The sequence below is a fragment of the Paenibacillus baimaensis genome (assembly GCF_025567575.1).
Genome location: NZ_JAOQIO010000020.1, coordinates 17,289 through 43,030 on the forward strand (window position 1 = coordinate 17,289; position 25,742 = coordinate 43,030).

Genomic DNA, 25,742 nt, shown 5'->3' on the forward strand with positions numbered 1-25,742 from the left:
TTGGCGGTATGCAGGTACCGGTAGACGGGGTCAAAAATCATAGAAAAATTCAGTTGTGGATGAAAATGGACATTAGAGCATACGCGATGATCGGCGCTTTGGTGGCGATTTGGTTGTTGTTCTCCTTGCTTAACGACACGTTCCTGACACCGAGAAATTTATCCAACTTATTTTTGCAAATGTCGGTGACCTCGGTATTGGCGATTGGCATGGTACTGGTCATTGTGGCCGGACAGATCGATTTGTCTATAGGCTCGATTGTTGGCTTGACCGGTGGGGTGGCCGCCATTCTCAATGTTTGGTATGACTGGAGTACGGTCCCCGTCATTATAGCTACCATATTGCTGGGTGCAGTGATCGGATTCATACAGGGCTGGTGGGTCGCTTATCGGGCTGTTCCCGCATTTATCGTGACGTTGGGCGGTATGATGGTATTTCGGGGGCTTTGGCTGGGTATTTCCGGTAGTAAAACGATTGCTCCGCTATCTCCAGGATTCAAGTATATAGGACAATCGTATTTAATTGGACCCATCGGTCTCATTTTGGCAGTAATCGCGATCGTATTTCTGGTGATTGGACTGCTCCGTAAGCGAAATTCGCGCAAAAAATACGGCTTTGAGCTGGAGCCCATGACGTTCACAATGGCCAAGGCTGTCATCTATGCCGCACTCATTCTCGGCTTCGTGCTTCTCATGAATCAATATCAAGGTATACCCGTACCCTTCCTGATCGTCATTGTCTTGGCAGTGATCTTCACTTTCATGGCCAAAAACACTGTGTTTGGACGCCAAACGTATGCGGTAGGAGGCAATGCAGAGGCTTCCCGCTTATCCGGGATCAATACGAAACGAAGGTTGCTTGTCGTCTTTGTGCTGTGCAACACACTGGCAGCGGTAGCCGGATTGATTTTAACCGCAAGGTTGAATGCTGCTACGTCTAATGCCGGTAATATGTATGAGCTGGACGCGATTGCAGCCTGCGTCATCGGCGGAACCAGCTTGCTTGGCGGTGCTGGAACGATTATCGGGGCTATTATCGGGGCTTTGGTAATGGCCAGTCTCGACAATGGAATGAGCATCATGAACGTGGACTCGTATTGGCAGCTAATTGCCAAAGGCAGCATCTTGGTCGTTGCCGTATGGTTCGATATTTATAGCCGTCAAAAAAAGAAAAAGGCGTAAGCAGTGCGAATTCCGAAGCTATTATGGATTGAACAGCAGCTGGGTCCGTACCTGCTGCGAGGTTGTATGAGCGAACAACTCATGCAGCCTTTTTTTGAGTTAACTTCAAATCTTCTATTAAAAGAACTATGGAAATTATGGTATAACATATATATACTGGAACGGAAATCATAAACAATAAATTAAGGCTAAGGGGTCGGAGTTAACATGCAGATTAAGAAGTTTATTTTTACTTTCGTAACCGTATTTGTGATGTGTATAACCTCGGTTGCTGTCACGGCTTATGCAGACACATCGATTATTGAAGACGCACAGCTTGAGGGTATCATAAGAACGGCGCTTGATAAAATGGAGGAGCCGTTAACTACGGAAGACTTAGAGCAATTAACTACAATAGATGCGAAAGGAGTTCAAGGTATAAGCTCATTAAAAGGATTGGAATATGCCATACAGTTATCTATTTTAAATGTTTCGCATGGTAATATTACGGATTTAAGCCCGCTAGCTCAGCTATCCAATCTTAAACAATTATATGTATATGATAATCTCATAGAGAGTATTGAAAGTATTCGAGATTTAACAAATCTAACGGCTCTGGGACTTGGGAGCAATCCGATCAACAATTTTGATTCTTTAAGTCATTTAACTAAACTTTCTTTTTTTAATGCAAATAATACAAAAATTTCTGATTTGAGCGTTCTGATGAACTCCAATAAGATAAGGTACCTTTTTCTAATCAATAATGAAGTCAAGGACATCAGTGTACTTCATGATATGACCGATCTTAATGTTGCTTACCTTTCGGTCAACCAAATTGAGGATGTAAGTCCTTTACTGGGATTAGAGAATTTGGATGAGGTCCGTATTAATGAGAATCCATTACCGTATTCGGCTCTCAAGGATATTCAGGTATTACTCGAGCAAGGGATAGATGTTCTTTACGATCCCATTCCAAGTGAAGCTGAATCTAATGACCAAACCGAAGGGAAAAAAATTATTGTTGATGATAATTTAGAGCAAGCAATTCGAATTGAGTTAAAGAAAACATCGGGAACGATTACAGCAGAAGATTTAAAACGGCTCACATCCTTATATCCAAGTGATCCCACTAAAAAAATTAAAACGCTGCAAGGTTTGGAATATGCAGTTAACTTAACAAGTTTAATGCTCCCAAGTAATCAAATAACCGATATTAAACCATTAGAAGCTTTAACAAAAATCACTTTTTTGGCGCTCAACAATAATCAAATTGAGGATATTCAACCGCTTAGCCAACTTCATAAATTAAGGAAACTGGTCATCACTAACAACAAAATAACAGATATTACACCACTGACAGGACTGCCGCTTACTGACTTATTAATATCTGGCAACCAACTGCATGATCTTTCCCCTGTGCAAACTTTAAATAAATTAACATGGCTTGATATATCTAATAACCAAATTATAGATATTCAGCCGCTTTATCGTTTATCTGTTTTGGAAAATTTATATATGTCCAACAACCAAATTAATGAGATAAAGGTGCTATTGGAATTACCGAAACTAAAAAAAGTTGCACTGAAAAATAATCCGCTAAATGACATGTCGAGTCCAGTTTTAGAGAAACTGCACAATAGAAACACAGAAATCGAAAAGTAAAGTCAAATCTTCTATACCTAATTGCCTTTTCCATAGACAAATACGTATAGATTAATTACAATACAATTAAGCAAGACAAACCGACCCTTATGATTGGCGGGGTGGGTTTATTTTGCATGTGCAAGTATGAGAGCAAATAAGTTCGATAGATGATAAAGAAATAATCAAATGCTGGAGGTGACAATTAATGAAGGAACAGAGTACCAACAGCTTATCCAATTCCCCTACCTATCCTTCTGAGGACAGCCTGTTATTGGAGAATGACGAAAGACTTAGAGGTGCTTTGAAGGAACTGTCAGATATTAGACATGCATTGGACCAGTCATCCATTGTGGCAATCACCGACCCGCGTGGAACCATTCTCTACGTAAATGATCAATTTTGTAAAATATCTCAATATGAGCGGAATGAACTGCTGGGACAAGATCACCGGATATTAAATTCAGACTATCACGCCCGCGATTATTTCAAGGACATGTGGGCTACCATAGGGTCCGGACGTATTTGGCGAGGAGAAATCAGGAATAAAGCCAAGGATGGCACGTTTTACTGGGTAGATACGACGATCGTTCCATTTTTAAATGAACAGGGAAGACCCTACCATTATGTCTCGATTCGAAATGATATTTCCCTTCGTAAGCAAATGGAGGAAGAGATAAGAAAAAGCGAGGAAGAATACCGTTTAATTACCGAAAATTCGTCGGATCTGATTTCAATCATCGATACAGCAGGGAACTTTGTATATGCATCCCCATCTCATATGATTTTGTTAGGACACGACTTGACTAGCTTTGAATCCAGTCATTTACTTCAATGGGTACATGAAGAGGATCGTGAGATCGTATCTACTAGTATTCAGCAAATCATACATACGAGGAAATCGTCGACTCAACTGGAATTTCGAGTTCGAACGCGCAGTGAAAGGTACTTTTATGTGGAAACGACACTCAATCCTATTCTCCAAGCATCCACGGAGGTTTCAAGCCTGGTTCTCGTCATGCGTGATATCACCGAACGGAAAAAATCGGAGCAAACGATCTACCATTTAGCTTACCACGATACCTTAACGGATTTGCCGAATCGAAGATTATTCATGGATCGGTTACGCAAAGAGGTTCAACTAGCGAAGCGTCATCAAGCTCAATTAGCGATTATGTTTCTGGATTTGGATCGATTTAAAGACATCAATGATTCACTTGGGCATGAAGCAGGTGATCTTATTCTTATAGAATCAGCTAAAAGAATCAGCCATTGCGTCGGTCCTAATGGTTTGGTCGCTCGTCTGGGTGGCGATGAATTTGTTGTGTTATTAAAGAGCCTGCCGAGCCTGACGGAAGTGGAATCCGTGTCAATCAACATTCAAACCAGTCTTCAAGAACCGATCGAGCTTGCCGGGCAGCTTCATAGTATGTCCTGCAGTATGGGAGTCGTCTTATTCCCTTCCAATGGTAGGGACCCGGATGAGCTGTTAAAACGCGCGGATATGGCTCTATATGCAGCTAAGGATATGGGGAGGAATGGGGTTTCATTCTTTCATTCTGATATGGAGGAGCGTTCTTTGGCACGCATTTTGTTAGAAAACGAGCTGAAAAAGGCGATTGAGCTTGAGCAATTTCATATTGATTATCAGCCTAAGCTTGATCTATCGACGGGCCAGTTAATCGGTATGGAAGCACTTGTGAGATGGAATCATCCTGAATTAGGGAGAATACCTCCTGATAAATTCATACCCGTAGCTGAAGATACGGGGCTAATTATCCCTCTTGGAGAATGGGTTTTGCGGCGTGCCTGTGAGCAAAACAAAAAGTGGCAGACTCAAGGATACCCTCATGTACAACTGTCTGTGAATTTGTCAGCCAGACAATTTTATCAGCCTGACCTGTTAGACAAGATCAAAGAGGTACTAACGATGACTGAACTGGATCCGCAATGGTTGGAGTTGGAAGTTACCGAAAGTATTTTTGCTGATATTGATCATGCTGTGACCATTCTGGAAGAAATTAAGGAATTAGGGGTCCATACCTCCATAGATGATTTTGGAACAGGCTACAGTTCATTCAGTTATATTAAGCATCTTCCCGTTAATACTTTGAAAATTGATGCCTCGTTTATTCGGGATATTCATCATAATAAAGAGAGTCAGGCCATTGTTAAGGCCATATTGACCATAGCTCAAACGTTGGATATCAACGTGATTGCGGAAGGTGTTGAAAGTCAAGAGCAGTTAGCCATTCTGCAAGAGGACGGCTGCAATCAAGGACAAGGTTTTCTATTCAGCAAACCCTTATCCGATCAGGATTTTGGAGCGTACCTGCAAGGTTTGCGAATAACTCGGAGTTAATGAGATTGTAAAGGTTTGCTTGCCATCCAGAGCAGCACAAAAAGCATACTGACGCGTCAGCATGCTTTTTGTGCTGCAGGAACGCTCTATCGCGGATAAATCGAGTAGAGCCATTGCTTCACGGTATCCAGTTAATCCTGAAGCCTCGTGTTCAAAGAATGGGTATGCATTTTCCTGTATTCACCAGGTGACAATCCTGTATGTTTTTTAAACATCCGGATGAAGGAATTGATCGTCTGGTATCCGATCAGATGAGAGATATCCTGTATCTTTAAATCCGTCCCCTCCAGCATATGCTTCGCTTTACGAATTCGAACGCCATTCAGGTATTCGATGAAATTGATTCCGGTTTTTTCCTTGAAATTCGTGGACAGGTAGGTGCCGCTAATATTCAGTTTATCCGCCACAACGTCAAGCGAAGCATCCTCTCCATAATGCTCCTCCAAATAATTCATAGCGAACGTAATCATCGGGTCATAGGCTTCCTTTTTTTGCTTGATCAGCTGGACGCTTTCACGCAGAAAGCTTTCAAAATATGCTTTATACGGCTCCAGCGTATGGCATTCCTTCAACTGCTCGGCTGGAGCCATATTGCCTTTGAACGGATGCTGGGTGATGTTCAGGGAGGCAAGCGTCTTCAACACCATATCGGCCGTTGATAAGGCAAATCCGGCAAAATGGCAGGCAGGCGACTGCTTTTTGCTCATCTGATCGAACATCCGTTGGACTAGCCGATTCGTTTGCGGCAGGTTTCCGGCAGATAAATTATTGTGAAATTCCTGGGCTTCCGAAGGGCTAAAGGCCGAATCGGTACATTCATACGGCTGATGCTCAATAATCTGCGTATCCTCATTGAGACGCCGCAGCTTGACCAGTGAAGAGGCCTCCTCATAGGACTTGGTTATTTCCGAGGAGTTCCTATACACCCCGCTGTAAGCAATCGTCAGGAAGCATAGCTCCTTATCCAGATCGAATACCTTCTTCATATGTTCTAACGTTTCCCGCAAATCCGGCGTATTGTTTCTAATGAATACAAGCGCAATGATTTCATCCTTTTCCAACTGCAGCGTAGCGGGATCATCATACTTCAACACCAGATTATACTGGATAAATTCGCGAAAAAAACTGGACGCCCGGTCCTGCTCAAAGCCTGCTTGCTCATTGAACCTTTTACGATAGGTGAGCTGGAAAATAACGAGCTGGAACGGCTTGTCATGGAACAAGGTTTCCTGCGTATCGGCTGCGTTGTTATAAATCTGCTTCAGCTTGTTCGTATACGAATAATAACGCAGCAGCGAGTTTTTTTCTGCAAGCTCGTGATTGAAATTTTTGTTCGTCTGCAGCAGTGAGTTGAATTGGTCACTAATAATATTAAATTCCTTGATTTGCGTCTGCTTGGGGAGTTCTGAGTTGAACTGCTGAACGGACTCAATGATCCGTTTGATCGGATTGTTAAACTTGATGCTGATAAAGATCGAGGCCCCGACGCTAAACAAAATGGCAACGAGCAGCAGTGAGAAGAGAATGAGATTAAGCTTCTTGAACTGTGTGGAAATATTTTCATAAGGAACCCTATTGATGTAAGAGAAGCCGGTTTCGTTGGCAGTTTTATAAAAGTAGTAGTTATAATCCTTTTGCGTGTAGGTTTGATCTGCTGGAAAGCTTGGCAGCTTCGAAGAGGCAGAGCCATCCATCATGGTAAATAAAGCTTGGCCGTAGTTATCCATAATCATGAAGTTAGGATTGATCGATTGGTGGAATTTCTCAAACAGCTTGTCGCCGTCCAGTAAGATAATAACGGCCAGCTTGGTATTCAGATTGTTCTTGATCATAACGGGGAGCAGGTTACGCTTGGTTAATTCCTTGCTGCTGTCCTTTTCGGTGAAGGTACTCGCCGGATAGACCTTGAAGGTGAAGGGCTGGGCCATTTCTTGAAGCCAAAAGGATTCGTTGTATTGTGGATTCAGGTAATATTTGGTAAACAGACTTTCAGACTGGTGTGAACCATCCTTGTCGATTACATAACGCATATCGCTCATCATAACCATAATGTTGTATATAAATAAATCTTCATTTTCGTATAAGGCCTTTACCGATTTGTTCACGGCACTGACGAACTCGTAATTCAGACTGCCGTTGCTTCGTTTGAGCAAATTCGCCTCCGGGCTGAACAGCAGGTTCAACGCAATTTTACGCTCCAGACGAAACTGGGCTTCGTAGTTCCTCACGGTATTATCCAGATTCAAATGGTTGTAACGAATAATTTCATCCTGAATCATGTCGCGGGAAAAGGAGTACGACAGGAAGTTAAAAGAGATAAATAAAATGATAATCAGAATAAAGCTGGACAGCAGCCTTGTGAAGAGCGATCCCGGCTGTCGCTTGATCTTTAGCATGTTACCACACCACCTTCGTCCCTTTTAGGATAAATCCGCACCTCGGCATAAGCGGCAAGAGTGCCATGGATGAGACCCATTATATCATCACAAGCACGGCTTGAATATCGATGCAGCAAGGAAAACGGCGCGATCTTGTTATCCATTTTTGAGCTCTTTATCCATTATTACGATATATAGAGATCGGGCTCATATTGTAAAACTGGAGAATAGCCGACGGGTGAAAATTATTCTAAGCTAGCCTTATCAACTTGCGAAAGGAGTCTGCCGATGACGCAGCGAACTTCCCTTCATAGCAGCAGCCCGTCCGATACAGCAGCTTCTGTATATGTAGACAATTACGGAACCGCCAGCCGCTCGAAGTTCTCAGGGCTCATGCGACAAACCCGAAAGGGAAAATATTTGCTGCTAATGTTTCTGCCCTGTTTGCTGTATTATGTACTATTTAAATACGCACCTATGTTTGGAATCGTCATTTCTTTTAAAAACTATAACCTGTACAAGGGGGTGTGGCAGAGTGAATGGGTAGGCATGAAATATTACATTATGTTTTTTCAAAACCCGGATTTGTTCATTCTGCTGCGCAATACGTTCCTGCTGGGCTTCTATAAGCTGCTGTTCGGCTTTCCGGCCCCGATTATTCTCGCACTGCTGCTTAATGAAACGAAAAATGCGATTTTTAAAAGATTCGTACAATCCGTCAGCTACTTACCGCATTTTATATCGAATGTAGTGGTAGCGAGTATGGTCATTATGTTTCTTTCTCCAAGCAGCGGCATCATTAACCAGCTGACAGGACTGCTGGGAGCTTCGCCCATCAACTTTCTGGTCAAGCCCGACTGGTTTCGTACGATCTATGTCGCTTCAGAAGTATGGCAGCATTTTGGCTGGGAAACGATCATTTATTTGGCGGCACTGACCTCTATTGATCCTTTGCTTTATGAAGCGGCAGAGATTGACGGCGCATCGCGGATGAAAAAGCTATTCCACGTTACGCTGCCTGGCATCGCACCCGCCATTGTTATCCTGTTCATTATGAATGTGGGCAAGGTGTTGGAGATCGGGTTCGAGAAGGTGTTTCTGCTGTTCAATCCGGCAACCTACAGTACCGCGGACATCTTGAGCACGTATGTGTACCGGGTTGGTTTGACGAATGGCAATTTCAGCTACGCGACAGCGATCGATTTGTTCACGGGCATCGTCAGTCTGATCTTTATTTATTCAGCCAACTATCTCAGCCGCAAGCTGGGGGAAACAAGCCTATGGTAGGAGGTCGCCATGAGAGTTAAAATCAGCCTGTTTTCGGTTGTGAGTGCCGTTGTGCTGTCGATGGTGGCGGTAGCAACCTTGTATCCGTTCATCTATATGATTTCAGTTTCCTTAAGCAGCAGCGTATACGTGCTGCGGAACGAAGTCAGCTTTTATCCAAGAGGAATCAATCTAGATATGTATCGCATGGTGCTCAAGGACCCGCGAATTTGGCAGTCTTATATGAATACGATTATTTACACGGGTTTAGGTACCTTGATCTCCTTGGTCATTACCTCTATGGGAGCCTACGCTTTGGCCAAAAAAGAAATGGTATTCAGAAAAGCATTTACGCTGATGATCGTGTTTACGATGTTTTTCGGTGGCGGGATGATTCCGACCTTTCTCGTTGTCAAAAATCTCGGCTTGATCGATACGGTATGGGGAATGGTGCTTCCTGGTGCGGTCAGTACCTGGAATCTGCTGGTCATGCGTACCTTCTTTTCGGCAATGCCGGTTGAGCTTGAGGAATCGGGGAGACTGGATGGATTAACCGACTTTGGCATTTTTATGCGAATCATCATTCCTCTCTCGAAGGCTGTATTTGCGACGATTGGTTTATTTTATGCGGTGGCAATGTGGAACAATTTTTACCTGCCCTTGTTGTATTTGCGGGATGCCAATTTGTTTCCACTGCAGGTCGTTCTGAGAAATATGATTATGGCAGGTACGGAGGCGAGCAATGCGGGAGGTGAAAACTTCATCGTTGATGAATCCTTAAAGTATGCGGTAATTATGGTGGCGACCGTGCCGATTCTGATCGTATATCCGTTTCTGCAAAAGTATTTTTCCAAAGGGGTTATGATAGGGGCGGTCAAGGGTTAGCCAAGCTTATTAGATAAAGTACGACCCAACCCGTAAATAGTGATGTACATTCCATACGAGGAGAGATGACGATGAATATAAGATGGAGAGCTCTGACAGTTCTATCAATAGTGGCGGCGCTTGCTGCAGGCTGCACAGCCCAAACCGGACAGGGCACGCAGGGAAAGGATCCGGGAGCAGGTGAGAAAAAAACATTCTCGATGCTGACCGAATCGACGACGAACTGGCCGTACAGCAAGGACTGGCTCATCTGGAAGCTGCTTGAGGATAAAACGGGGGTCAAGCTCAATGTCCAACTGCCTTCCGGTAAAATGGAGGACGCCATCAATCTGTACGTCGCCTCTGGCAATATGCCTGACATTCTGGTCGTTCAAAATAAAGCGCAAGCGGACAAATTCGGACAGCAAGGGGCTTTTGTCAATTTGCTCGATTATTTGGACCAGATGCCTAATTTCAAAAAATGGATTGCCAAGTATCCCGATATTGCCAAATCCCAGCTTGCCGCAGACGGTAAAATGTATGTGACTCCCAATGAAGGATTTGGTGAAACCAACCGTACGATCTGGATGTACCGCGAGGATATTTTGAAGAAAAATGGGCTGACGGCGCCTAACAATTATGAAGAGCTGTATGAAACCGCCAAGAAGCTGAAGCAGCTGTATCCCGACAGCTATCCATTCGTGTTCCGCGTTTCGAACAGCAGCAAGCTGCAAATTCTCAAATATATGTCAGCTAACTTTGATACGTATGACGATTACTTTTATGACAATAAGACCAAACAGGTCCGTTACGGGCCAACAGAAGACAATTATAAAAAAATGATTGAATATATGGTCAAGTTCGCTAAGGAAGGCTTGATGCCGCCGGATTGGCTGACTACGGAAACGAAGCAGTGGCAGGATTTGATTTCAACGAATCGCGGTTTTTTTACAGCTGATTATATTGGACGTGTCGACTTTTTCAATACGATTATGCGCAAGGAGAATCCGCAGTTCAACTTTGCCTTCATGCCGCCTCCAGCCGGATTTGCGGGTGCCAAGCAGCAGAATGCGTACACCCAATTTGTAGAAGGCGGAATGTCGATTGCCGCGAATTCAACCAATATCAAGGGCGTAGCCAAATATCTGGATTTCTATTATTCGGAGGAAGGCAGAGAGGTCTCCAGCTGGGGTAAGGAAGGCGAAACGTTTGTTGTTGAGAACGGCAAGAAAAAGATGAAATCGGATTTTGTGGACGTTACCGATTTACGCAAAAAGACGGGTCTTGCGAGCTTTGGAACTTATACGTGGATTGATTTTGATGCGCATCTGTCGTTATCCTCACCTGAGCAGCAGGCCGTATTCAAGGAAGCCAAGAAGTACGATTCTGAATTGAAGTTCAAGCCGCCGTTTACCGACAAGGAGCTGGAGATTGTATCCACGGTAGGCAAGGCTCTTGAAAAGGATCGGGATGAAACGATTATTAAAATGATTTTGGGCGATATCAGTATGGCCGATTGGGACAAATATGTCGCTAATCAGAAGAAGCTTGGACTGCAGCAGATGCTGGATATTTATAAAACAGCTTACGAGCGATTGAACAATACGAGCTTAAAATAAGCATTAAGGAGAGCGAACATGCAGGAGTTTATGAGGTTTGCCATCGTTGGGGCAGGAGTTATTTCTGATTTTCACGCAAAAGCGATTACGCAGCATCCGCAGGCCGAACTGGTTGCGATATCGGATATTGTTCTGGAAAAGGCTAATAAACTGGCGGATGCCTATAATGTTGCTTCCGTATACAGCGATTATGAGCAAATGCTCAAAAGGGAAGATATTGATGTGGTATGTGTATGTACACCGAGCGGTCTGCACGGGGAAGTCGTTATCGCTGCTGCTCAGGCAGGCAAGCATATCCTGTGTGAGAAGCCGCTTGAGATAAAAGCGGGCGCTATGACGGAAATGCTGGCCGCAGTCAACAAGCATGGCGTTAAAATGGGGTGCGTATTCCAGCGACGTGTCATGGAAGCATCGCTTGTAGCGCGTCGGGCCGTGCAGGAAGGTAAGCTCGGCAAGCTGGTGCTCGGTGACGCTTACCTCAAGTACTATCGCAGTCCCGAATATTACCGCAGCGCCGGATGGCGCGGGACTTGGCAGTTCGACGGAGGTGGTGCATTGATGAATCAGGGCGTGCATGGTATTGACCTGATCCAGTGGCTGATGGGCGATGTTCAATCAGTATTCGCTTATTCGGCTCCGCTGCTTCGTGATATTGAGGTGGAGGATACAGCTGTAGCGGTTTTGAAGTATAAGAACGGCGCCTTCGGCGTCATTCAAGGTACGACCTCCGTGTACCCGGCACAGGAAACCCGCTTTGAGCTGCATGGTGAAAAGGGCACTATTATTTTTGCTGACAGCGGAATTAAGAAGTGGTCTTTCCTTAACAGCGATGAGGAAATGCCGATTGTTCAGCCACGGATTGATTCAAGCAGCAATCCGACTGACATTTCATCGGATGGGCATTACATCCTGGTAGATGATCTGATCGAAGCGATCCGTAATGATAGACCGCCGCTTATTTCCGGTGAAGAGGCTCGAAAATCGGTTGATCTGATTCTAGCGATCTATGAATCGGCGCAAACGGGTAAAGAAGTCGTTTTGCTGTAATGAGAATGAGGACCTGAATGAAATATAAGGCCAAGGAATAAGGAGTGAGACATGATGATACCTGTAGGACAGCATGCTGAAAGTATTCGAATTGGAATGATCGGTCTGGATACCTCCCATGTTACAGCCTTTGCCAAGCTGCTGCATGATACCGACGGAGAGCATTATATTCCCGGGGCGAGGATCGTTGCGGCTTTCCCGGGTGGCTCCCCCGACTTTGAAAGAAGCGTTTCAAGGCTCGAAGGCTACACGAATGAGCTGCGGGAGCAATATGGGGTTAAGCTTGTAGATTCACCAGAAGCCGTTGCAGAGCAATGCGATGCAATTTTGCTGGAATCGGTCGATGGGCGCGTCCATTTGGAACAATTTCGCCGCATAGCGCCGTTTGGCAAACCGGTGTTCATCGATAAGCCGTTTACTACGGATTATGCGGAAGCGGTCGAGCTTGTACGCTTGGCCGAGCGGGAGAGCATTCCGGTGATGAGCTGTTCGGCGCTCCGTTATGCTGAAGGCTTAACAAGAGTGCTTGAGGATACACGGACAGCCGGTTCGGTTATCGGTGCTGAATTTTACGGTCCGCTGGAAATTGTGCCGACTCAACCAGGTTTGTTTTGGTACGGGATTCATACGGTGGAGATGCTGTATCGCTCCATGGGCCGAGGCTGTGTAGAGGTTCGGACGACGACTCACGCCGATTATGATCTGGTTGTCGGTCAATGGGCGGACGGACGTATAGGTGTCATTCGGGGAAACCGCCGAGGCAACAAGCAGTTCGGCGGAATTGTTCACCGGGAGAACGATTCTTATTTCGTCGATGTATATACCAATGGTAAGCCTTATTATGCAAGTCTGCTGGAGCAGATTATGCAGTTGTTCCGCAGCGGCAGTTCATCGATTGATCTGGCGGAAACGTTGGAAATTATCCGATTTATTGAAGCTGCGAATGCAAGCCGCGATTCGGGCGGAGTCAAGGTGCTGCTATGAGCTTGTTTCGTTTGGGCATTATCACTGACGAGGTGTCCCAGGATCCTGCTGTGGCGATTCGTATAGCCCAGCAGTATGGTTTGGAGGCGCTTGAATTCCGTTCCGCTGATAATCAGCCGTTTCATAAGCTGAGTGATAACCGGATAGCCGAAATTGCTGCAATGGTACAGGAAGCAGGACTCGTTATATGCGGCTTATCCACCCCTGTCTTTAAATGTCGGCTCGATGCTGCCCAAGAAATTGAAGAGCATCTGGGCATCTTAAAGCGCTCACTGGACATAGCCAAGCAGTTGAAGGTTAAACGTATACGTGGCTTCAGCTTCTGGGCTGATGGTGAATTCCACCTGAAGCTACCGCTAATTGTTGAGCAGCTGCGGCGAATCGAGCCGCTTTTGCAGGAGGCGGAGGTTGTGTACGCCCTTGAATTCGACCCGAGCCTGTATGCCTGCAATGCGAAGAAGGTTCGAAGTGTGCTGGATGCGGTGAACTCACCGTGGATTCGCGGGCTGTATGATCCGGGGAACGATTTATGGGACCCCGATGGTGAAGTTCCATACCCTGACGGCTACAACGCGTTACATGGCACAATCGACCATATTCACCTCAAAGATGCCGTGAAAACCGAAGAGGGTGTTCGCGGTGTGGCAATCGGACGGGGAGAGGTTGATTATAAGGGTCTGCTGCAGCGACTGAGCGAGGACCGATACTGCGGATATTTGGTTGTGGAAACACACTATCGATTACATTCGCAATTGACTGAAGAGCAGCTCAAGCGCCCAGCCGGAAGTGACTTTTCAGCAGGTGGCGAGGAGGCGTCCCGTGAATGCCTGGATAGCCTGTTCGTGCTGTTACAGGAGCTGGAACTTCTGAATGGAACTGCCCGCTCATGAAACCGTAAATTTTTAGTAGGACCCTTAATTAAAATCCGTCCAGCCTGTCCGTTGTACTGAACGCTATTACAATGGGCAGGCCGATGGTATATAGCTGACCAAGGGAAGTACGTCTATGTTTGACAAGTGGCATACAGTTATTGTACAGTAAATAAAGTTAAGTGCTTAACTATTTATTGGCGGTGGTTGGATGAAGGATCTGCAGGAATACGTACTGGATTTACCTTTGCATACGGTTGCTTTTTTTTCTCTGGTTGAAGCAACGGCCAAATTAGTCGATGTGTCGGAAAGATATTGGCAGGCCAAAGGTCTGAATGGTGCCAGAATTCGAATTTTGGTTGAAATCATGAAGGAGGGCGGCACGATACTCCCTTCCATGCTGGCCCGTAAAATTGGCGTTACCAAATCGAATATTAGTCTCTTGCTGATCCCCTTGGAACATGAAGGCTTGATTATTCGTGCAAGCCATCCGAAGGACGGTAGGAAAACGGTGATTTCAATAACAAGTGAAGGCCAGAGCATTCTATTGAAGCACTTACCTGAAAATCGTCAACAAATTGCCGACAAAATGAACGTGCTGGAAGAGCAAGAACTGCAGCAATTGCTGATCTTATTAAATAAACTAACAAGAATGTAAAATTTCTTGTTGTCCATTTAGTTAAGTGCTTAACTAAAATACAACCGTAGGAAGGATGTTATCCGATGTCGATTGTTATTACAGGGGCCAATGGTCAATTAGGAAGTTTAATTATTGAGCAGCTTCTCCAAAAAGTATCGGCAGATCAAATCGTTGCGTGTGTTCGTCACCCTGAAAAAGCTATTGCGTATCAGAAGCAAGGAATTGAAGTGCGTTATTGCGACTACGATCAACCGGAATCACTGGAACAAGCTTTCACCGGAGCCTCCAAACTATTACTCATATCAAGCTCCAATCCAGACGATACGATTCGGTTGCGACAGCATGCCCATGTGATTGAGGCGGCGAAGCAATCCAAAGTCGAACATCTTCTATATACGAGCTTTGCTTTTCTCGGAGTCGGCTCGATTGCACCGTCTCATTTGCATTTAGCCACAGAACATGCGATTCTGACAACTGGAATTCCACACACTTTTCTGCGGAATGCGTTGTATACGGATTTTGTTGGAGTGCTTGGTCTGGATACAGCTCTAACTTCTGGGGAGCTGAGCATTTACCCTGGAGATTGGCAATTTAATACGGTGACACGAAGTGATCTGGCTAAAGGAACAGCAGCCGTTCTTACTGAATCGGGTCATGAGCATCAAAGCTATGAGCTGACTGCGCCGCGTCCATGGACCTTTCATGATCTAGTGATTGTGCTGTCTGAGCTTGCGGGTAAGCCGGTTTCACTCCGTCAGGATCCTCAGATCCACAACTGGATATATGGGTTCTTGCGCAAGATCGATACGTCCTCAACCTCAGCCGATTTGGAGAAATTAATTGGTGGTCCTGTCACTTCACTGAAAGAAAGCATCCAACCCTTTATCACTGTTCAATATCAATGATGTCTATGAATTCTTTTACGAAAAACCCAGGTTTCACGATGCTTGGGCTTTTTTCTGTACATATCGGTTTCGATACTGTATATTTCAACATACTAGGTTTAATAATTAAGTATACAACTTATAGCGGAGTGATTATTTGAGTAAAGCTAAGGGCAAAGGCGGAACAGGTAGAGGAACAGACAGTAAAGGCTGGAATCGATGGCAAGCTAGCGCCAACAGAGCCAAGAACTCTCCCAAACCGTATACGAGCAAAGCAGATAAAGCAGGCGGTACAAAGAACGCTGGCAGTAATAAAGGTGACAAATCGGACAAGTAGACAAAGGAGATCGATGGTTTGAATAACATAGCAGCACAAAGTGAATTACCCCCCAATTATGAGGGATTAGTCAAGTCAGCCAATCGTACAGCGAATTGGAAAGAACGGTTGGATGCGGTTGAAGAGCTGGGTCAGTGGAACAATCAACAAGTTATCAGTGTGCTTACACGGATCATGAACAACGATACGGTATTCCAAGTTCAAGAGGCTGCGTTCCATAAGCTGAAGGCTTTCGGTGAAGAGGTCCAACTGCCCTCGAAGAAAAAAGGCGAACTGATTAAAGGAGCTGCCAAAATATTTACAAGAATTAAAAAGAGTTTGCCTGAAGGCCATACGTATGAAGAATTCAAAGAAAAATTGAAAAAGATGAGAACTGATGTGTATGACACTTACGAAGGCGAAAAGGGCGCGGATTTTGATATGTGGCTTGAGCAAACCTGGGCGTCATTAACGAAAAAATAGGCAAGTTAAATAAAAGACCCAACACCATTGTTCATTACGGTGTTGGGTTTCTTCGTATTATGTAGCGTCCATACGTATTATTTAGCCAGATCAAAAGCTTTGCTTTGATTGATTGTAATCAGCTCCGACAGCTTGGTTTCAGAACCCACTCTTCGATATACCCATCCCTTTGCAAGCAGCGAGGCTTCTCCATTGTTAACTTCAATTTTTCCCGAATAAATCCGCTCGTCGCATTTTTTATGGTTACCATAATTCATATGATACAGCTCCGTACCGTTTCCTTTCAAGTTAAAGGGTTTACCGGGGGTGATGGTAGATTCCAGACCTGCAGAGGTAATCCCCGCATCTGGAAGCATGGTTCCATCCTTCTGGTATAAGTACAAGGTTATATTCGCGGTCGTACTGCTTGCATTTGACACTTGAAAACCAAAATCAAACGGATTATCCGAACTACAATAATCGTGCATCGGAATTTGAAAGGATATGGATTGAGGAGAAACTGGTGTCTTTAAAGCTTGAATATTTTCAGTGGTCGTGCTTGAAGGCTCAACGGCTGTGGCGGGTATAACGAACATTAGGCTTAAGGCGATGGCTGGCAGCAAAGCTTTTTTCAGAGTATTTTTCATAGATAACGCTCCTCTTCTGGTCATAGTGCAGGTGCAGATAAATGTGGGGGGGCTTCTTATTTTTGAGTTCATAGAATTTACTAGAATACTATAATTATAATGGAAAACGATGCCGGTGCAAAGGATTCAATATGACATACTACCCCCAGAGAAGGTGGGTTCAACGCGAACAGTATGAAAAATAACACATTAAATATCACACACTGCTGCTTTACGGCCTAGTCTATTGGCACAGCGAGAGGGAGCGTGTCTATGTTTAAAAGGTTTGAACAACTGTTCGGCGTTGATTTGGGTACTTGTAATACATTAATTTATCAACAAGGCGTTGGTATTGTTTTGAGGGAGCCATCTGTGGTGGCCATTCATAAAGAGACAGGGCAGATCGAAGCCTTTGGCGAACAAGCCTATGCTATGATCGGGAGAACCCCTGCCAATTTGGAGGTTGTCTATCCGTTAAAGGACGGAGTTATTGCCAACTTTGACATGACCTCAGCGATGCTAAAACATTTTATAAGTAAAATACAAGGTAAATATAATTGGTTTCGTGGTTCTCAAATATACATATCTGTGCGTTGCGGGATTACCGAGGTGCAGAAACGGGCAGTGGAAGAGATGATCGTACATAAAGGAGGAAGGAAGTCGGTAACGATCGAGGAACCGCTGGCTGCGGCTATTGGTGCGGGGCTCCCCGTAGCAGACCCTATCGGGAGCATGGTTGTTGATATTGGTGGCGGGACAAGTCAAGTGGCTCTGATCTCGCTGGGCGGGATTGTAGTCAGCCAATATGTGCGGATTGGAGGCATGTCCCTTGATCAGGACATGATCGAATACGTCAAAAGAAAATACAATTTGGTTATTGGTGAGCGAACTGCAGAGGAGATCAAGAAAAATTTGGCTTCAGCGGTAATACCCGAAGGCGATGTGCGGATGGATGTTAGAGGCAATGATATGATGGAAGGCTTGCCCAAAACGATTTCCATCTCCTCCAAAGAGATTTACGAGATTGTGGATCAATTCTCCATGTCGATTGTCGAAACGATCCGCCAGACGATGGAGCAATGTCCTCCTGAACTGGCAGGGGATTTGATGGAGCGAGGCATCCTGTTGTGTGGAGGGGGAGCCTTACTGCATGGACTGGATCGAAGGCTGCAGCAAGAAACAGGAATTCCGGTTCATTTGGCTGAGAAGCCGATGGAATGTATCGCTCACGGAGCCGGAGAGATGCTGAGCTATAAGCTTCTTGCATCAGGTCATCATAGTGCTGGAAGTTCCAAGCCATCGAAAATTACTGAAACGGATGCCGTGCTGGAGCAAGTTTCAGGCAAATAATCGGTAATTTCAATAATATTTGCACGTTGTTACAAGACCGTTCTTTGTGAGCGGTCTTTTTCTCATAAGCCAGCTGGCATCAATTCAAGCTTAAATGGTTACAGTAATAAGGGACGACCCCTATAGGTAAAGTACACTAATGAACAGAGGAGCAAGCTTACAATGACCAAGTCAAAAAGCAGAGATAAAAATTTGCAAAATGTAAATAAGGATTTACGTAAGTCGCCAGTGAATAGCCATCAGGCTCAGCAATTGCAGCAGGATACGAATGATCGCAGACATCAAGATGCCTTAAACCATGAAGACTAAATGGTGATCATAGCTGCCTTCCTTAGCCATGGCTAAGGAAGGTTTTTTCATGCTGACCAATCATTGGACTCCTGATATACAAATCTAGTCAATATTGGTAATATTGAAATTGCCAAATAGCAGTAAAAGTATTTTTATGTCAAAACTAATAGGAGTTATGATGCGGATATTTATATTAATGATCATGTTCGTTTCCATATTGTCAGGCTGTGATGCACATAATTTACCTCCAGCTGCGAATACCGCTTCAGTAACCAAGCCTGAAATTGTATCAGCACCTATTCAATCTTCTGCGCAGCTTACGGGAGATGCACCAAGCCAGCCATCAAGTCAACCATCCATCAGCTCTACTTTGGATAAGTTTATAGCAAGAGGATATCAAGTAGAGGAGAAACATATTTTCACAAGAAATTTCGAAGGAATAGGAGAGCTGACAGTCACACCTGTCACCCAATTTGGTAACCTTACCGAGTTTCCGTTGTCATTAATCCTAACCGGGGGAAATAAAGAAATAGTTCTTACACAGATGAGAGCAGATGGCCATCCGATGTTCAGCTCTTTTGAAGCGATTTCTTTTAAAGATATCGATGATGGCAGCCCACAAGGTGGCTATGCAGATATAACCGTAATCGCTAATTTTATCACAGGTGCAGGCCAGGATGGCGCCAAACCCTTCTCCGATGTATTTATTTTTAAAAACGATACAAAGGGTGGCTTTGTTGAAGATATTTCATTGGAAGATAAAATAACCAGCTCGATACATAGCAGAACCTTCACGATGAAAACCGTATTTGATTTGGCCAAATCTTTGAATAACAATAGCCATACAGAGGATAAGCAAGCCACCCACAATCAGGTGATTAGTAATTTGTGCGACAAAGCTACATTGACGAATACAGACTTAGATCAGGTAATTCAGAGATATAACGATACCTTTACTAAACAAGGGCTGGATTTATCTGAGTCAGGCGAGGATAACATGTATTTGGCAATGGGCAGTTGTTTTCATGAAGAGACGCTGCGACTGACAGCTGCCAACAAAACATTGACAGATCAAGTACAGGCAATCAAAACACTCCTTTCCGAAATCAACAATGCTATAATCCGTTTCAATTTGCATTACAATGGCGGAGGCACTATGTACACGCACGGGGGCAATCGAAGTGAAGGTGCAAATCAATTTTACATCCATCAGTTTGTAAAAATGACTCTTAATGGCAGCAAGCCGGATGTGGATGGCTTCAATAAACGTTTAGCCGAGATCAATCAGGGACTCAGCAAGCTAAAAGCATTGAACAAGGTTGCAGGCACTGATGACTGGGAGTCGAACCGTGATAAAATCGATGTTGCCAAGAGGCTGAGTGGGATGAAATCAGAAGTTGAAACGATGGCCAGTTCGGTAGAAAAGCTGACTCGATCACTGCAGGCTCAAGACCCGGCGGCCGTGTATCTACTAGATCGATTAGTCGATAAAATTCGAAACATCCTGAGCTAGTTGGATGGATTTAAAAGCTCGCTTTCGTATAAGTTATCCTCAAATTACGCATATTATCGAAGTTATTACAATCCCAATATCAAAGGAGACTTCGAGATGCAGCAGCAAACAAGTTCCAACAGCAATACCCAAGGCTCGCAGCAAATGAATCATGGGGGTCATGAGCTTTTTGATATGCACGAAGTGTTAGGATGTACCATCAATGTGTTGGATCAATTTATGATGTTCAGACAATTTGTTCAGGACCCGGAGCTTCTGGACATTCTGGATCGTCAATATAATTTCACGCTTTCCCAATACAACCTGACAGCAGAGTGCTTCACAACAGGACAAAAGCCAAGCCAGGAAACGTCCACCTATATGATTAAAAATGTAACGCAGCCGATCTATGGGCTCACACCATCCCAGCCGAAGAAACCGAATCAATCATTGGCTGATGTTAAGGATGCAGGCATTAGCGGGCACATGCTTGGTCTGATCAAAAGCCATGCTTCAACCTTGACGATGTGTGCCGCTGAGGTGACGAATCCGGTCGTACGGCGGGTATTGGCTTCGCAAGTGGAAAATTACATTGAAATGGGCTACGAAATTTTTATGTATCAAAATAAAAATGCCTACTACCAGGTACCGCAATTGGCAGCAGCTGATACCCAACAAATGCTCAATTCGTTTGTTCCGGCAACCGGAAAACCACAAATGCCGTCTAATGCAGTCACTACCATTCACTAATCATGACAATAATCCGGTGTGGGTTACTATAACCTGTGCCGGGTTTTCTTTGTCTTGGCTGGCCCTGAGATTAAGGATGTGGAGGAATTCTTTATGCAGACATCTCAGGGGAAGCTGCCCTGGTGGCAGCTAACTCTATTTGGTGTTGGATGCACCATCGGGACGGGTTTTTTTCTTGGTTCCAGTATCGCCATTCACAAAAGCGGTTTTTGGATTCTCTTCATTTTTATCCTTGCTGCCTTAGCGACTCTGTTTGTTTATGAGGCCTTGGCCCAAATGACGGTTCAGCACCCGCATAAAGGCTCTTTTCGAACCTATGCCCAACAAGCCTATGGCCGCTCGGCAGGCTTTAGTGTGGGTTGGATGTACTGGTGCTCAGAGATGCTGATTATGGGAAGCACGTTGACTGCACTCGGAATTTTTACGCAATTCTGGCTTCCAGCTATTCCTCTTTGGCTGCTCGCAGTCGGCTACACGGTGCTTGCCCTATTTGTCGTGATATGGGGCACTAATGGGATTAATAAGGTAGAGAGCCTGTTGGCTATTGTCAAAATTGCCGCAGTATTGATGTTCATTCTGGTGGCGGGATTTGCTTTTATAAAAGGAACGGGTGGCGTTAGGCCCATTCATTCCAGCGCGGCGAAGTGGTTTGATTCAGGCTGGCTGGGAGCATGGAAAGGGCTGCTTTATGCGTTTTATGCCTTTGGCGGTATTGAGGTGATGGGATTTATGGCCGTGGATTTGCGTGACCCCAAGCAAGCCCCGAAAGCTGGGAGACTTATGCTGCTTGCCGTTACAGTGTTGTATGTATTTTCAATCGGATTGGCCTTGCTTTTTGTGACCCAAGAGGGCGTAACCGCTGACAAAAGCTTGCTTATCGCAGCACTCGAAGTTATGGGTTTACCTTATCTGGTGGTTGTGCTGAACGTTGTGCTTATTATTGCAGGCTTCTCCATTCTCGTGGCTTCCTTGTATGCCATCTCTACGATGCTGATTGCATTAGCTGAAGATGGTGATGCTCCCGCATGGATAGCCGTTACGTCAGGAACGCGAAAGCTGCCGCTATATGCGCTTGGACTTAATACACTTGGCCTTGGTGTCTCTATTCTGCTCGCACTGTTTATGCCTAAACAAATTTTCGAGCATATCACGACAGCGGCGGGCTTGGTGATTTTGTATACGTGGTTGTTTATTCTTGCCTCCTACCTCAAGCTGATCAAGCCTGGAGCTGGCGGCTGGGTGAAATCTGGGAGCGCCATTATTCTCATTCTAGCAGCTGCTGCGGGGCCGCTTTTGGAGGAAACCGGTCGGCCTGGTTTTTGGTCAAGCCTGCTCATTGTCTTGGTCATCGGACTGATTACAGCATGGAGGTGGTATAAAGCAAATAAAGGAACAAAAGAACTGGCCTAATCGTAGTTTGCTATTTATGAAAACTTACGCCCATAGCTTTGAATTTGTTTTTCATATAAGTAAAAGGACATTTGGAAGGCACGGTTTCGTCATCACGTAAATAATACTGCTTCCATTCCTGATTATTTTCCTGTCCATACCATTTCAGTGAGGGATGTGCCGGTACGCCGTCGTAGTCAACTAATTTCTGACGAATAAGCTTTTTCACGTTGCGACCAAAAGGCGTTGAATCGTTGATTTCGTCAAATATCCACCGGGGTTGAAACGCAATGAGAAAATAAGGGGTTGTTCGACTTTTCCGAATCTGATGGGCAGGCGTACCGCAAAAAGCGAAATAAGGATAGCCGTCATAGCAGAATTCCCAGGAAGGATGGGAAGGGTCTGTCGAAATGTGATCAGGCCATTGGGAAGGGTCTTTGGCGTTAACCCGATTCAGAACGGACCAAAAAAGCTGCTCGAAGTCTTCTACTGAGGACTTATTCACAAGCTCTCTCGGTGTATTGAAAAATATAACGAGCGAAGCGTATTTGCCGGTTTCACGCGAACAGCCGCCATATTGCTTCAAGAGCTGCATAACATCGACAATAGCCTGCTCGGATCTTGGATCTGCTGCGAAACCGAACCGGAGGTTGTTGGTAAGAAAACCTTGTCGTCCCGGAATACACGGGTACTTCTGTTCGGGATCGGCAATCATATTTCCGAATTGACAAAAGGCATCCTGCTGCCATTCCGCGAGGTCGGACAGGTGAGCATCGAGCCAGACCTTGGTAGTTAAGCTAACCATGTTGAAAACCTCCTTCACTAGTACGGTGCATACTATGCGATGGAGGTTATATGGGTGAATGCCCTTAGGTTTCACTAATAATTAACGGGTAAGCTGTACAAAAGCCTGATAACCAAAATACATCCCAAAGCCAATGAGTGAGAGACCCGCCAAGACGGATATCGTTTGCAGTGTCGTACGATTGCCGAATTTGTGAAAGGAACTGGCCAGCGCAGCCATGACCACATCCCACAACAGGATGCCTGCAAATATACCCAAGCTGTTCCACAGTACTTGCGAGATACCGTGTTTGTGCATGCTCTCCGCGAGAATAGAACCGTAAATACCGAGCCAAAATAAAATATTAAGCGGATTCAGGAGTGCCATTACAAATCCGGAGCGGAAAGAGCTGATTGTGGATGGATCATTCCTTGTCCCGGGCCTGGGCATTTTTTTTATATTTTGTAATGTCTCTATCCCTATGTACATCAATACAAAGCAGCCGAACATCCACAAAAAAGTTTTCATAAAAGGTGTGCTTAAAAAATGGGCAAGACCAAAATAAATCAGCAGCATATATACCAAATCGGCACACATCGCACCCAATCCGATCAACCACGCATGGGTAAAGCCGTATCGGGCTCCCCTGTCGAGTTGAGCCGCATTAATGGGACCAATGGGTGCCGATAACGATATACCGAGAATCATATAGGTGAAAAACGCATTCATGCACATTCCTCCCTTGAATGCCAAGACTTGTACATGTCATTGTATTCAAAGGCGCACTCCGATAGAAGATGCTACACAATTTCCACAACAATAGGCGTACATTTGTATCCATTACATTCGCTTTCTGCACACGGGCAAGCCGAGATCGCGATAATCAGATCCATCTCTGCACGAAGCTCGATATAGTCTCCGGCGTTGGATAACGGTTTTTCCACACGAATTTGCCCGGATGGATGAATAACTGTGTTCATGAACAAGTTGAAAGGATAATGTTGATCAGGCGGTGATATGCCAAAAGGCGCAAGTGCTTTGTTCAGGTTATCATAACAGCTTGCATGATTGTGTTTATTGTACAGCAGTTCATACATTTCAGCGCGGCAGGCGGAATTAATAAAATCGTGCTGACCTACGGTATCTGATAGTACGGTGAGCAGCGGTCTGTATTTATTGGAGTAGATGATGTCGCCAGGCTTTATTTTCATTGTATGCAAAGCGTCCATAGTAACGCTCGGATCCAGACGCTCACTCGTATCGAGAGCTAGATAGGCTACCAGATCGGCGACCTGCGCTCCCTCCACATCGGTTACTCGGACGACCTGCCCTTTTGCAAGCTGAAAACCAAGCTCTTGTGTAGCGGGAATGAGCCATTTTTGTTTAATCATTGCTGCCTCCTGCAGTGTTAGGTAGGTTACTTTCACAGTATGGCTGCGGGGAGGGATTGTCATGCAAGTAAAAAAGAGGCTTTTCAGCCTCCTTCATTCACGCATATGCAATTTCTTTAAGCTGCGGCTTAATTGAAGTTAAATGAATTAATTCAGGTGTTTTGAAAAACTCGGCCAATCTCCGAAGCCGCATGTATATCGTGCGCAGCACTACGGAATCCATCTCGGTTATCATACTTTGGTTGGCTATGAAATCTTGTAAACTAACCTTAATGAGATATTCGCTGTCACGCAAATTTATAGAAAGCTGTCTGCTTGGACTGTATCCATTATTCACAACATATTTAGTTTGATTGACTGCACTTTGGTACAGATCCAAGCACCGCTTAGTTACGGTAACCTGTCTCTTGATTCCATGGCAATCTTTTAAAGTAAGCATCTGGTTTTCCACATCTAAGGAATCTTTCTTTAAGTATACTAATTCGTGGATACCGAAACCTTCCATAAGTAGGCGAATAATGATGGCGTCTTGGGGGTTAATGCATTGGGACTCAATGAAACGGATTTTATCAAGTGTTATAATAGTCGATCATCCCTTCGTAATTCTGTATATGGGTTTACTGGAATATTTTACAATATATCAAAAGTTTTTTATACGATGTAAAAGAGGAGGTTTTGTCAATTCATGACTGAAGGCGATTATACTTTATGACAAAAGTTTATGTTTTCTTTCATTCTTGGCATGGCTTTGATCCGAACATTCACCTATGATTTAAAGGCAGGTAGGGCTTGAAAAAAGGATGCTATAATAGAAGCTATAGCTTTTCGTTACTTGGCGCAGAGGGGGTTGGAATCAGATTTTCGAAAAAACACTTGCCATGGAGGTGTAAACATGATAGATTAGTCTTCTTGCTGTTGCGAAGGCATCAAGCAGGAGGCAAATAGATGGACGATTTAATCATACAAATAACTTGCAGGTAACGAGAAAATAACACTTGCAATTGAAGATTAAACGTGGTAAATTAACATTCTTGCTGTTGAGAAGCTGAATAACAAATAGCAAGAAAGATGGATGATCTGATCATCCAAAATAAATAAAAAATAATACTTGCAATTGAATGAATGAATGTGGTATATTGATCAGGTCGCTTTTGACGGAATGTCGAAAATGATCGAA

At 44.5% G+C, this 25,742-nt stretch carries 24 protein-coding genes; 18 read left to right on the forward strand and 6 right to left on the reverse strand.

Annotation, left to right across the window (positions count from 1 at the left end):
• Positions 1–8 precede the first annotated feature (8 nt).
• The 3 genes from OB236_RS08410 to OB236_RS08420 all read left to right on the forward strand — a co-directional run bounded on the left by OB236_RS08410 (position 9) and on the right by OB236_RS08420 (position 5,163).
• The gene (locus tag OB236_RS08410; RefSeq protein ID WP_076237802.1) at positions 9–1,181 is read left to right on the forward strand and encodes a sugar ABC transporter permease; all 1,173 of its coding nucleotides are present in this window, start codon (positions 9–11) and stop codon (positions 1,179–1,181) included.
• 207 nt (positions 1,182–1,388) lie between these two features.
• Positions 1,389–2,822, forward strand: coding sequence for a leucine-rich repeat domain-containing protein (locus OB236_RS08415; protein WP_262683556.1), 1,434 nt, complete (start codon positions 1,389–1,391; stop codon positions 2,820–2,822).
• Between the two features lie 187 nt (positions 2,823–3,009).
• A complete protein-coding gene (locus tag OB236_RS08420; RefSeq protein WP_262683557.1) occupies positions 3,010–5,163 on the forward strand; it encodes a bifunctional diguanylate cyclase/phosphodiesterase in 2,154 nt (717 codons plus the stop codon).
• A gap of 131 nt (positions 5,164–5,294) precedes the next feature.
• Here OB236_RS08420 and OB236_RS08425 read toward each other — a convergent pair whose 3' ends face one another.
• Entirely contained in the window at positions 5,295–7,559 is a 2,265-nt protein-coding gene (locus tag OB236_RS08425; protein WP_262683558.1) for an AraC family transcriptional regulator, read from the reverse strand.
• Positions 7,560–7,934: 375 nt separating this feature from the next.
• Here OB236_RS08425 and OB236_RS08430 point away from each other — a divergent pair, with 375 nt between their 5' ends.
• From OB236_RS08430 to OB236_RS08475, 10 genes are all read left to right on the forward strand, one after another.
• Entirely contained in the window at positions 7,935–8,828 is an 894-nt protein-coding gene (locus OB236_RS08430) for an ABC transporter permease (RefSeq protein ID WP_262683571.1), read from the forward strand.
• Between the two features lie 9 nt (positions 8,829–8,837).
• Complete coding sequence (locus OB236_RS08435) at positions 8,838–9,692, forward strand: carbohydrate ABC transporter permease (RefSeq protein WP_076237784.1); 855 nt, start codon at positions 8,838–8,840, stop codon at positions 9,690–9,692.
• A gap of 71 nt (positions 9,693–9,763) precedes the next feature.
• Positions 9,764–11,290 (forward strand): type 2 periplasmic-binding domain-containing protein, encoded by a 1,527-nt coding sequence (locus tag OB236_RS08440; protein ID WP_262683559.1) that lies wholly within the window; start codon positions 9,764–9,766, stop codon positions 11,288–11,290.
• Positions 11,291–11,308: 18 nt separating this feature from the next.
• A complete protein-coding gene (locus OB236_RS08445; protein WP_262683560.1) occupies positions 11,309–12,337 on the forward strand; it encodes a Gfo/Idh/MocA family protein in 1,029 nt (342 codons plus the stop codon).
• A 51-nt stretch (positions 12,338–12,388) separates the two neighbouring features.
• Positions 12,389–13,321 (forward strand): Gfo/Idh/MocA family protein, encoded by a 933-nt coding sequence (locus OB236_RS08450; RefSeq protein WP_262683561.1) that lies wholly within the window; start codon positions 12,389–12,391, stop codon positions 13,319–13,321.
• Positions 13,318–14,211: a sugar phosphate isomerase/epimerase family protein gene (locus tag OB236_RS08455; protein ID WP_262683562.1), complete on the forward strand. Its 894-nt coding sequence runs from the start codon at positions 13,318–13,320 to the stop codon at positions 14,209–14,211. Before OB236_RS08450 ends, OB236_RS08455 begins: the two co-directional genes overlap by 4 nt.
• 190 nt (positions 14,212–14,401) lie before the next feature.
• Positions 14,402–14,848 carry a MarR family winged helix-turn-helix transcriptional regulator gene (locus OB236_RS08460; protein WP_262683563.1) on the forward strand — a complete coding sequence of 149 codons (447 nt, stop codon included), beginning with the start codon at positions 14,402–14,404 and terminating at the stop codon, positions 14,846–14,848.
• A 65-nt stretch (positions 14,849–14,913) separates the two neighbouring features.
• The gene (locus tag OB236_RS08465) at positions 14,914–15,735 is read left to right on the forward strand and encodes an SDR family oxidoreductase (protein WP_262683564.1); all 822 of its coding nucleotides are present in this window, start codon (positions 14,914–14,916) and stop codon (positions 15,733–15,735) included.
• Positions 15,736–15,871: 136 nt separating this feature from the next.
• Positions 15,872–16,051, forward strand: coding sequence for a DUF3934 family protein (locus tag OB236_RS08470; RefSeq protein ID WP_076237791.1), 180 nt, complete (start codon positions 15,872–15,874; stop codon positions 16,049–16,051).
• 18 nt (positions 16,052–16,069) lie between these two features.
• The gene (locus OB236_RS08475) at positions 16,070–16,513 is read left to right on the forward strand and encodes a HEAT repeat domain-containing protein (RefSeq protein WP_262683565.1); all 444 of its coding nucleotides are present in this window, start codon (positions 16,070–16,072) and stop codon (positions 16,511–16,513) included.
• A gap of 77 nt (positions 16,514–16,590) precedes the next feature.
• Here the strand turns inward: OB236_RS08475 and OB236_RS08480 are convergent, their stop codons facing one another.
• Entirely contained in the window at positions 16,591–17,139 is a 549-nt protein-coding gene (locus OB236_RS08480) for a hypothetical protein (RefSeq protein WP_076237793.1), read from the reverse strand.
• Between the two features lie 252 nt (positions 17,140–17,391).
• On the opposite strand from OB236_RS08480, the gene mreB reads away from it, so the two are divergent.
• The 5 genes from mreB to OB236_RS08505 all read left to right on the forward strand — a co-directional run bounded on the left by mreB (position 17,392) and on the right by OB236_RS08505 (position 22,411).
• Positions 17,392–18,468 (forward strand): rod shape-determining protein, encoded by a 1,077-nt coding sequence (gene mreB / locus OB236_RS08485; protein ID WP_262683566.1) that lies wholly within the window; start codon positions 17,392–17,394, stop codon positions 18,466–18,468.
• 162 nt (positions 18,469–18,630) lie between these two features.
• Positions 18,631–18,777: a hypothetical protein gene (locus OB236_RS08490; RefSeq protein ID WP_179097742.1), complete on the forward strand. Its 147-nt coding sequence runs from the start codon at positions 18,631–18,633 to the stop codon at positions 18,775–18,777.
• Positions 18,778–18,937: 160 nt separating this feature from the next.
• Positions 18,938–20,272: a hypothetical protein gene (locus OB236_RS08495; protein ID WP_262683567.1), complete on the forward strand. Its 1,335-nt coding sequence runs from the start codon at positions 18,938–18,940 to the stop codon at positions 20,270–20,272.
• 96 nt (positions 20,273–20,368) lie between these two features.
• Complete coding sequence (locus tag OB236_RS08500) at positions 20,369–21,001, forward strand: spore coat protein (protein WP_076237796.1); 633 nt, start codon at positions 20,369–20,371, stop codon at positions 20,999–21,001.
• Positions 21,002–21,094: 93 nt separating this feature from the next.
• On the forward strand, positions 21,095–22,411 hold the full coding sequence (locus OB236_RS08505; protein ID WP_262683568.1) for an amino acid permease: 1,317 nt from the start codon (positions 21,095–21,097) through the stop codon (positions 22,409–22,411).
• 10 nt (positions 22,412–22,421) lie between these two features.
• Here OB236_RS08505 and OB236_RS08510 read toward each other — a convergent pair whose 3' ends face one another.
• From OB236_RS08510 to OB236_RS08525, 4 genes are all read right to left on the reverse strand, one after another.
• The gene (locus OB236_RS08510) at positions 22,422–23,195 is read right to left on the reverse strand and encodes a YqcI/YcgG family protein (RefSeq protein ID WP_262683569.1); all 774 of its coding nucleotides are present in this window, start codon (positions 23,193–23,195) and stop codon (positions 22,422–22,424) included.
• Positions 23,196–23,276: 81 nt separating this feature from the next.
• Entirely contained in the window at positions 23,277–23,903 is a 627-nt protein-coding gene (locus OB236_RS08515) for a LysE family translocator (protein ID WP_262683570.1), read from the reverse strand.
• 71 nt (positions 23,904–23,974) lie between these two features.
• Positions 23,975–24,562 carry an urea carboxylase-associated family protein gene (locus tag OB236_RS08520; protein WP_262683572.1) on the reverse strand — a complete coding sequence of 196 codons (588 nt, stop codon included), beginning with the start codon at positions 24,560–24,562 and terminating at the stop codon, positions 23,975–23,977.
• 100 nt (positions 24,563–24,662) lie between these two features.
• A complete protein-coding gene (locus tag OB236_RS08525) occupies positions 24,663–25,148 on the reverse strand; it encodes a phage lytic cycle repressor MrpR family protein (RefSeq protein ID WP_372237408.1) in 486 nt (161 codons plus the stop codon).
• Positions 25,149–25,742 lie beyond the last annotated feature (594 nt).

Bases quoted from the DNA above. Each gene is read 5' to 3' on its own strand.
- OB236_RS08410 (WP_076237802.1), top strand. From the start codon at position 9: ATGCAGGTACCGGTAGACGGGGTCAAAAATCATAGAAAAATTCAGTTG.
- OB236_RS08415 (WP_262683556.1), top strand. From the start codon at position 1,389: ATGCAGATTAAGAAGTTTATTTTTACTTTCGTAACCGTATTTGTGATG.
- OB236_RS08420 (WP_262683557.1), top strand. From the start codon at position 3,010: ATGAAGGAACAGAGTACCAACAGCTTATCCAATTCCCCTACCTATCCT.
- OB236_RS08425 (WP_262683558.1), bottom strand. From the start codon at position 7,559: ATGCTAAAGATCAAGCGACAGCCGGGATCGCTCTTCACAAGGCTGCTG.
- OB236_RS08430 (WP_262683571.1), top strand. From the start codon at position 7,935: ATGCGACAAACCCGAAAGGGAAAATATTTGCTGCTAATGTTTCTGCCC.
- OB236_RS08435 (WP_076237784.1), top strand. From the start codon at position 8,838: ATGAGAGTTAAAATCAGCCTGTTTTCGGTTGTGAGTGCCGTTGTGCTG.
- OB236_RS08440 (WP_262683559.1), top strand. From the start codon at position 9,764: ATGAATATAAGATGGAGAGCTCTGACAGTTCTATCAATAGTGGCGGCG.
- OB236_RS08445 (WP_262683560.1), top strand. From the start codon at position 11,309: ATGCAGGAGTTTATGAGGTTTGCCATCGTTGGGGCAGGAGTTATTTCT.
- OB236_RS08450 (WP_262683561.1), top strand. From the start codon at position 12,389: ATGATGATACCTGTAGGACAGCATGCTGAAAGTATTCGAATTGGAATG.
- OB236_RS08455 (WP_262683562.1), top strand. From the start codon at position 13,318: ATGAGCTTGTTTCGTTTGGGCATTATCACTGACGAGGTGTCCCAGGAT.
- OB236_RS08460 (WP_262683563.1), top strand. From the start codon at position 14,402: ATGAAGGATCTGCAGGAATACGTACTGGATTTACCTTTGCATACGGTT.
- OB236_RS08465 (WP_262683564.1), top strand. From the start codon at position 14,914: ATGTCGATTGTTATTACAGGGGCCAATGGTCAATTAGGAAGTTTAATT.
- OB236_RS08480 (WP_076237793.1), bottom strand. From the start codon at position 17,139: ATGAAAAATACTCTGAAAAAAGCTTTGCTGCCAGCCATCGCCTTAAGC.
- mreB (WP_262683566.1), top strand. From the start codon at position 17,392: ATGTTTAAAAGGTTTGAACAACTGTTCGGCGTTGATTTGGGTACTTGT.
- OB236_RS08490 (WP_179097742.1), top strand. From the start codon at position 18,631: ATGACCAAGTCAAAAAGCAGAGATAAAAATTTGCAAAATGTAAATAAG.
- OB236_RS08495 (WP_262683567.1), top strand. From the start codon at position 18,938: ATGCGGATATTTATATTAATGATCATGTTCGTTTCCATATTGTCAGGC.
- OB236_RS08500 (WP_076237796.1), top strand. From the start codon at position 20,369: ATGCAGCAGCAAACAAGTTCCAACAGCAATACCCAAGGCTCGCAGCAA.
- OB236_RS08505 (WP_262683568.1), top strand. From the start codon at position 21,095: ATGCAGACATCTCAGGGGAAGCTGCCCTGGTGGCAGCTAACTCTATTT.
- OB236_RS08510 (WP_262683569.1), bottom strand. From the start codon at position 23,195: ATGGTTAGCTTAACTACCAAGGTCTGGCTCGATGCTCACCTGTCCGAC.
- OB236_RS08515 (WP_262683570.1), bottom strand. From the start codon at position 23,903: ATGAATGCGTTTTTCACCTATATGATTCTCGGTATATCGTTATCGGCA.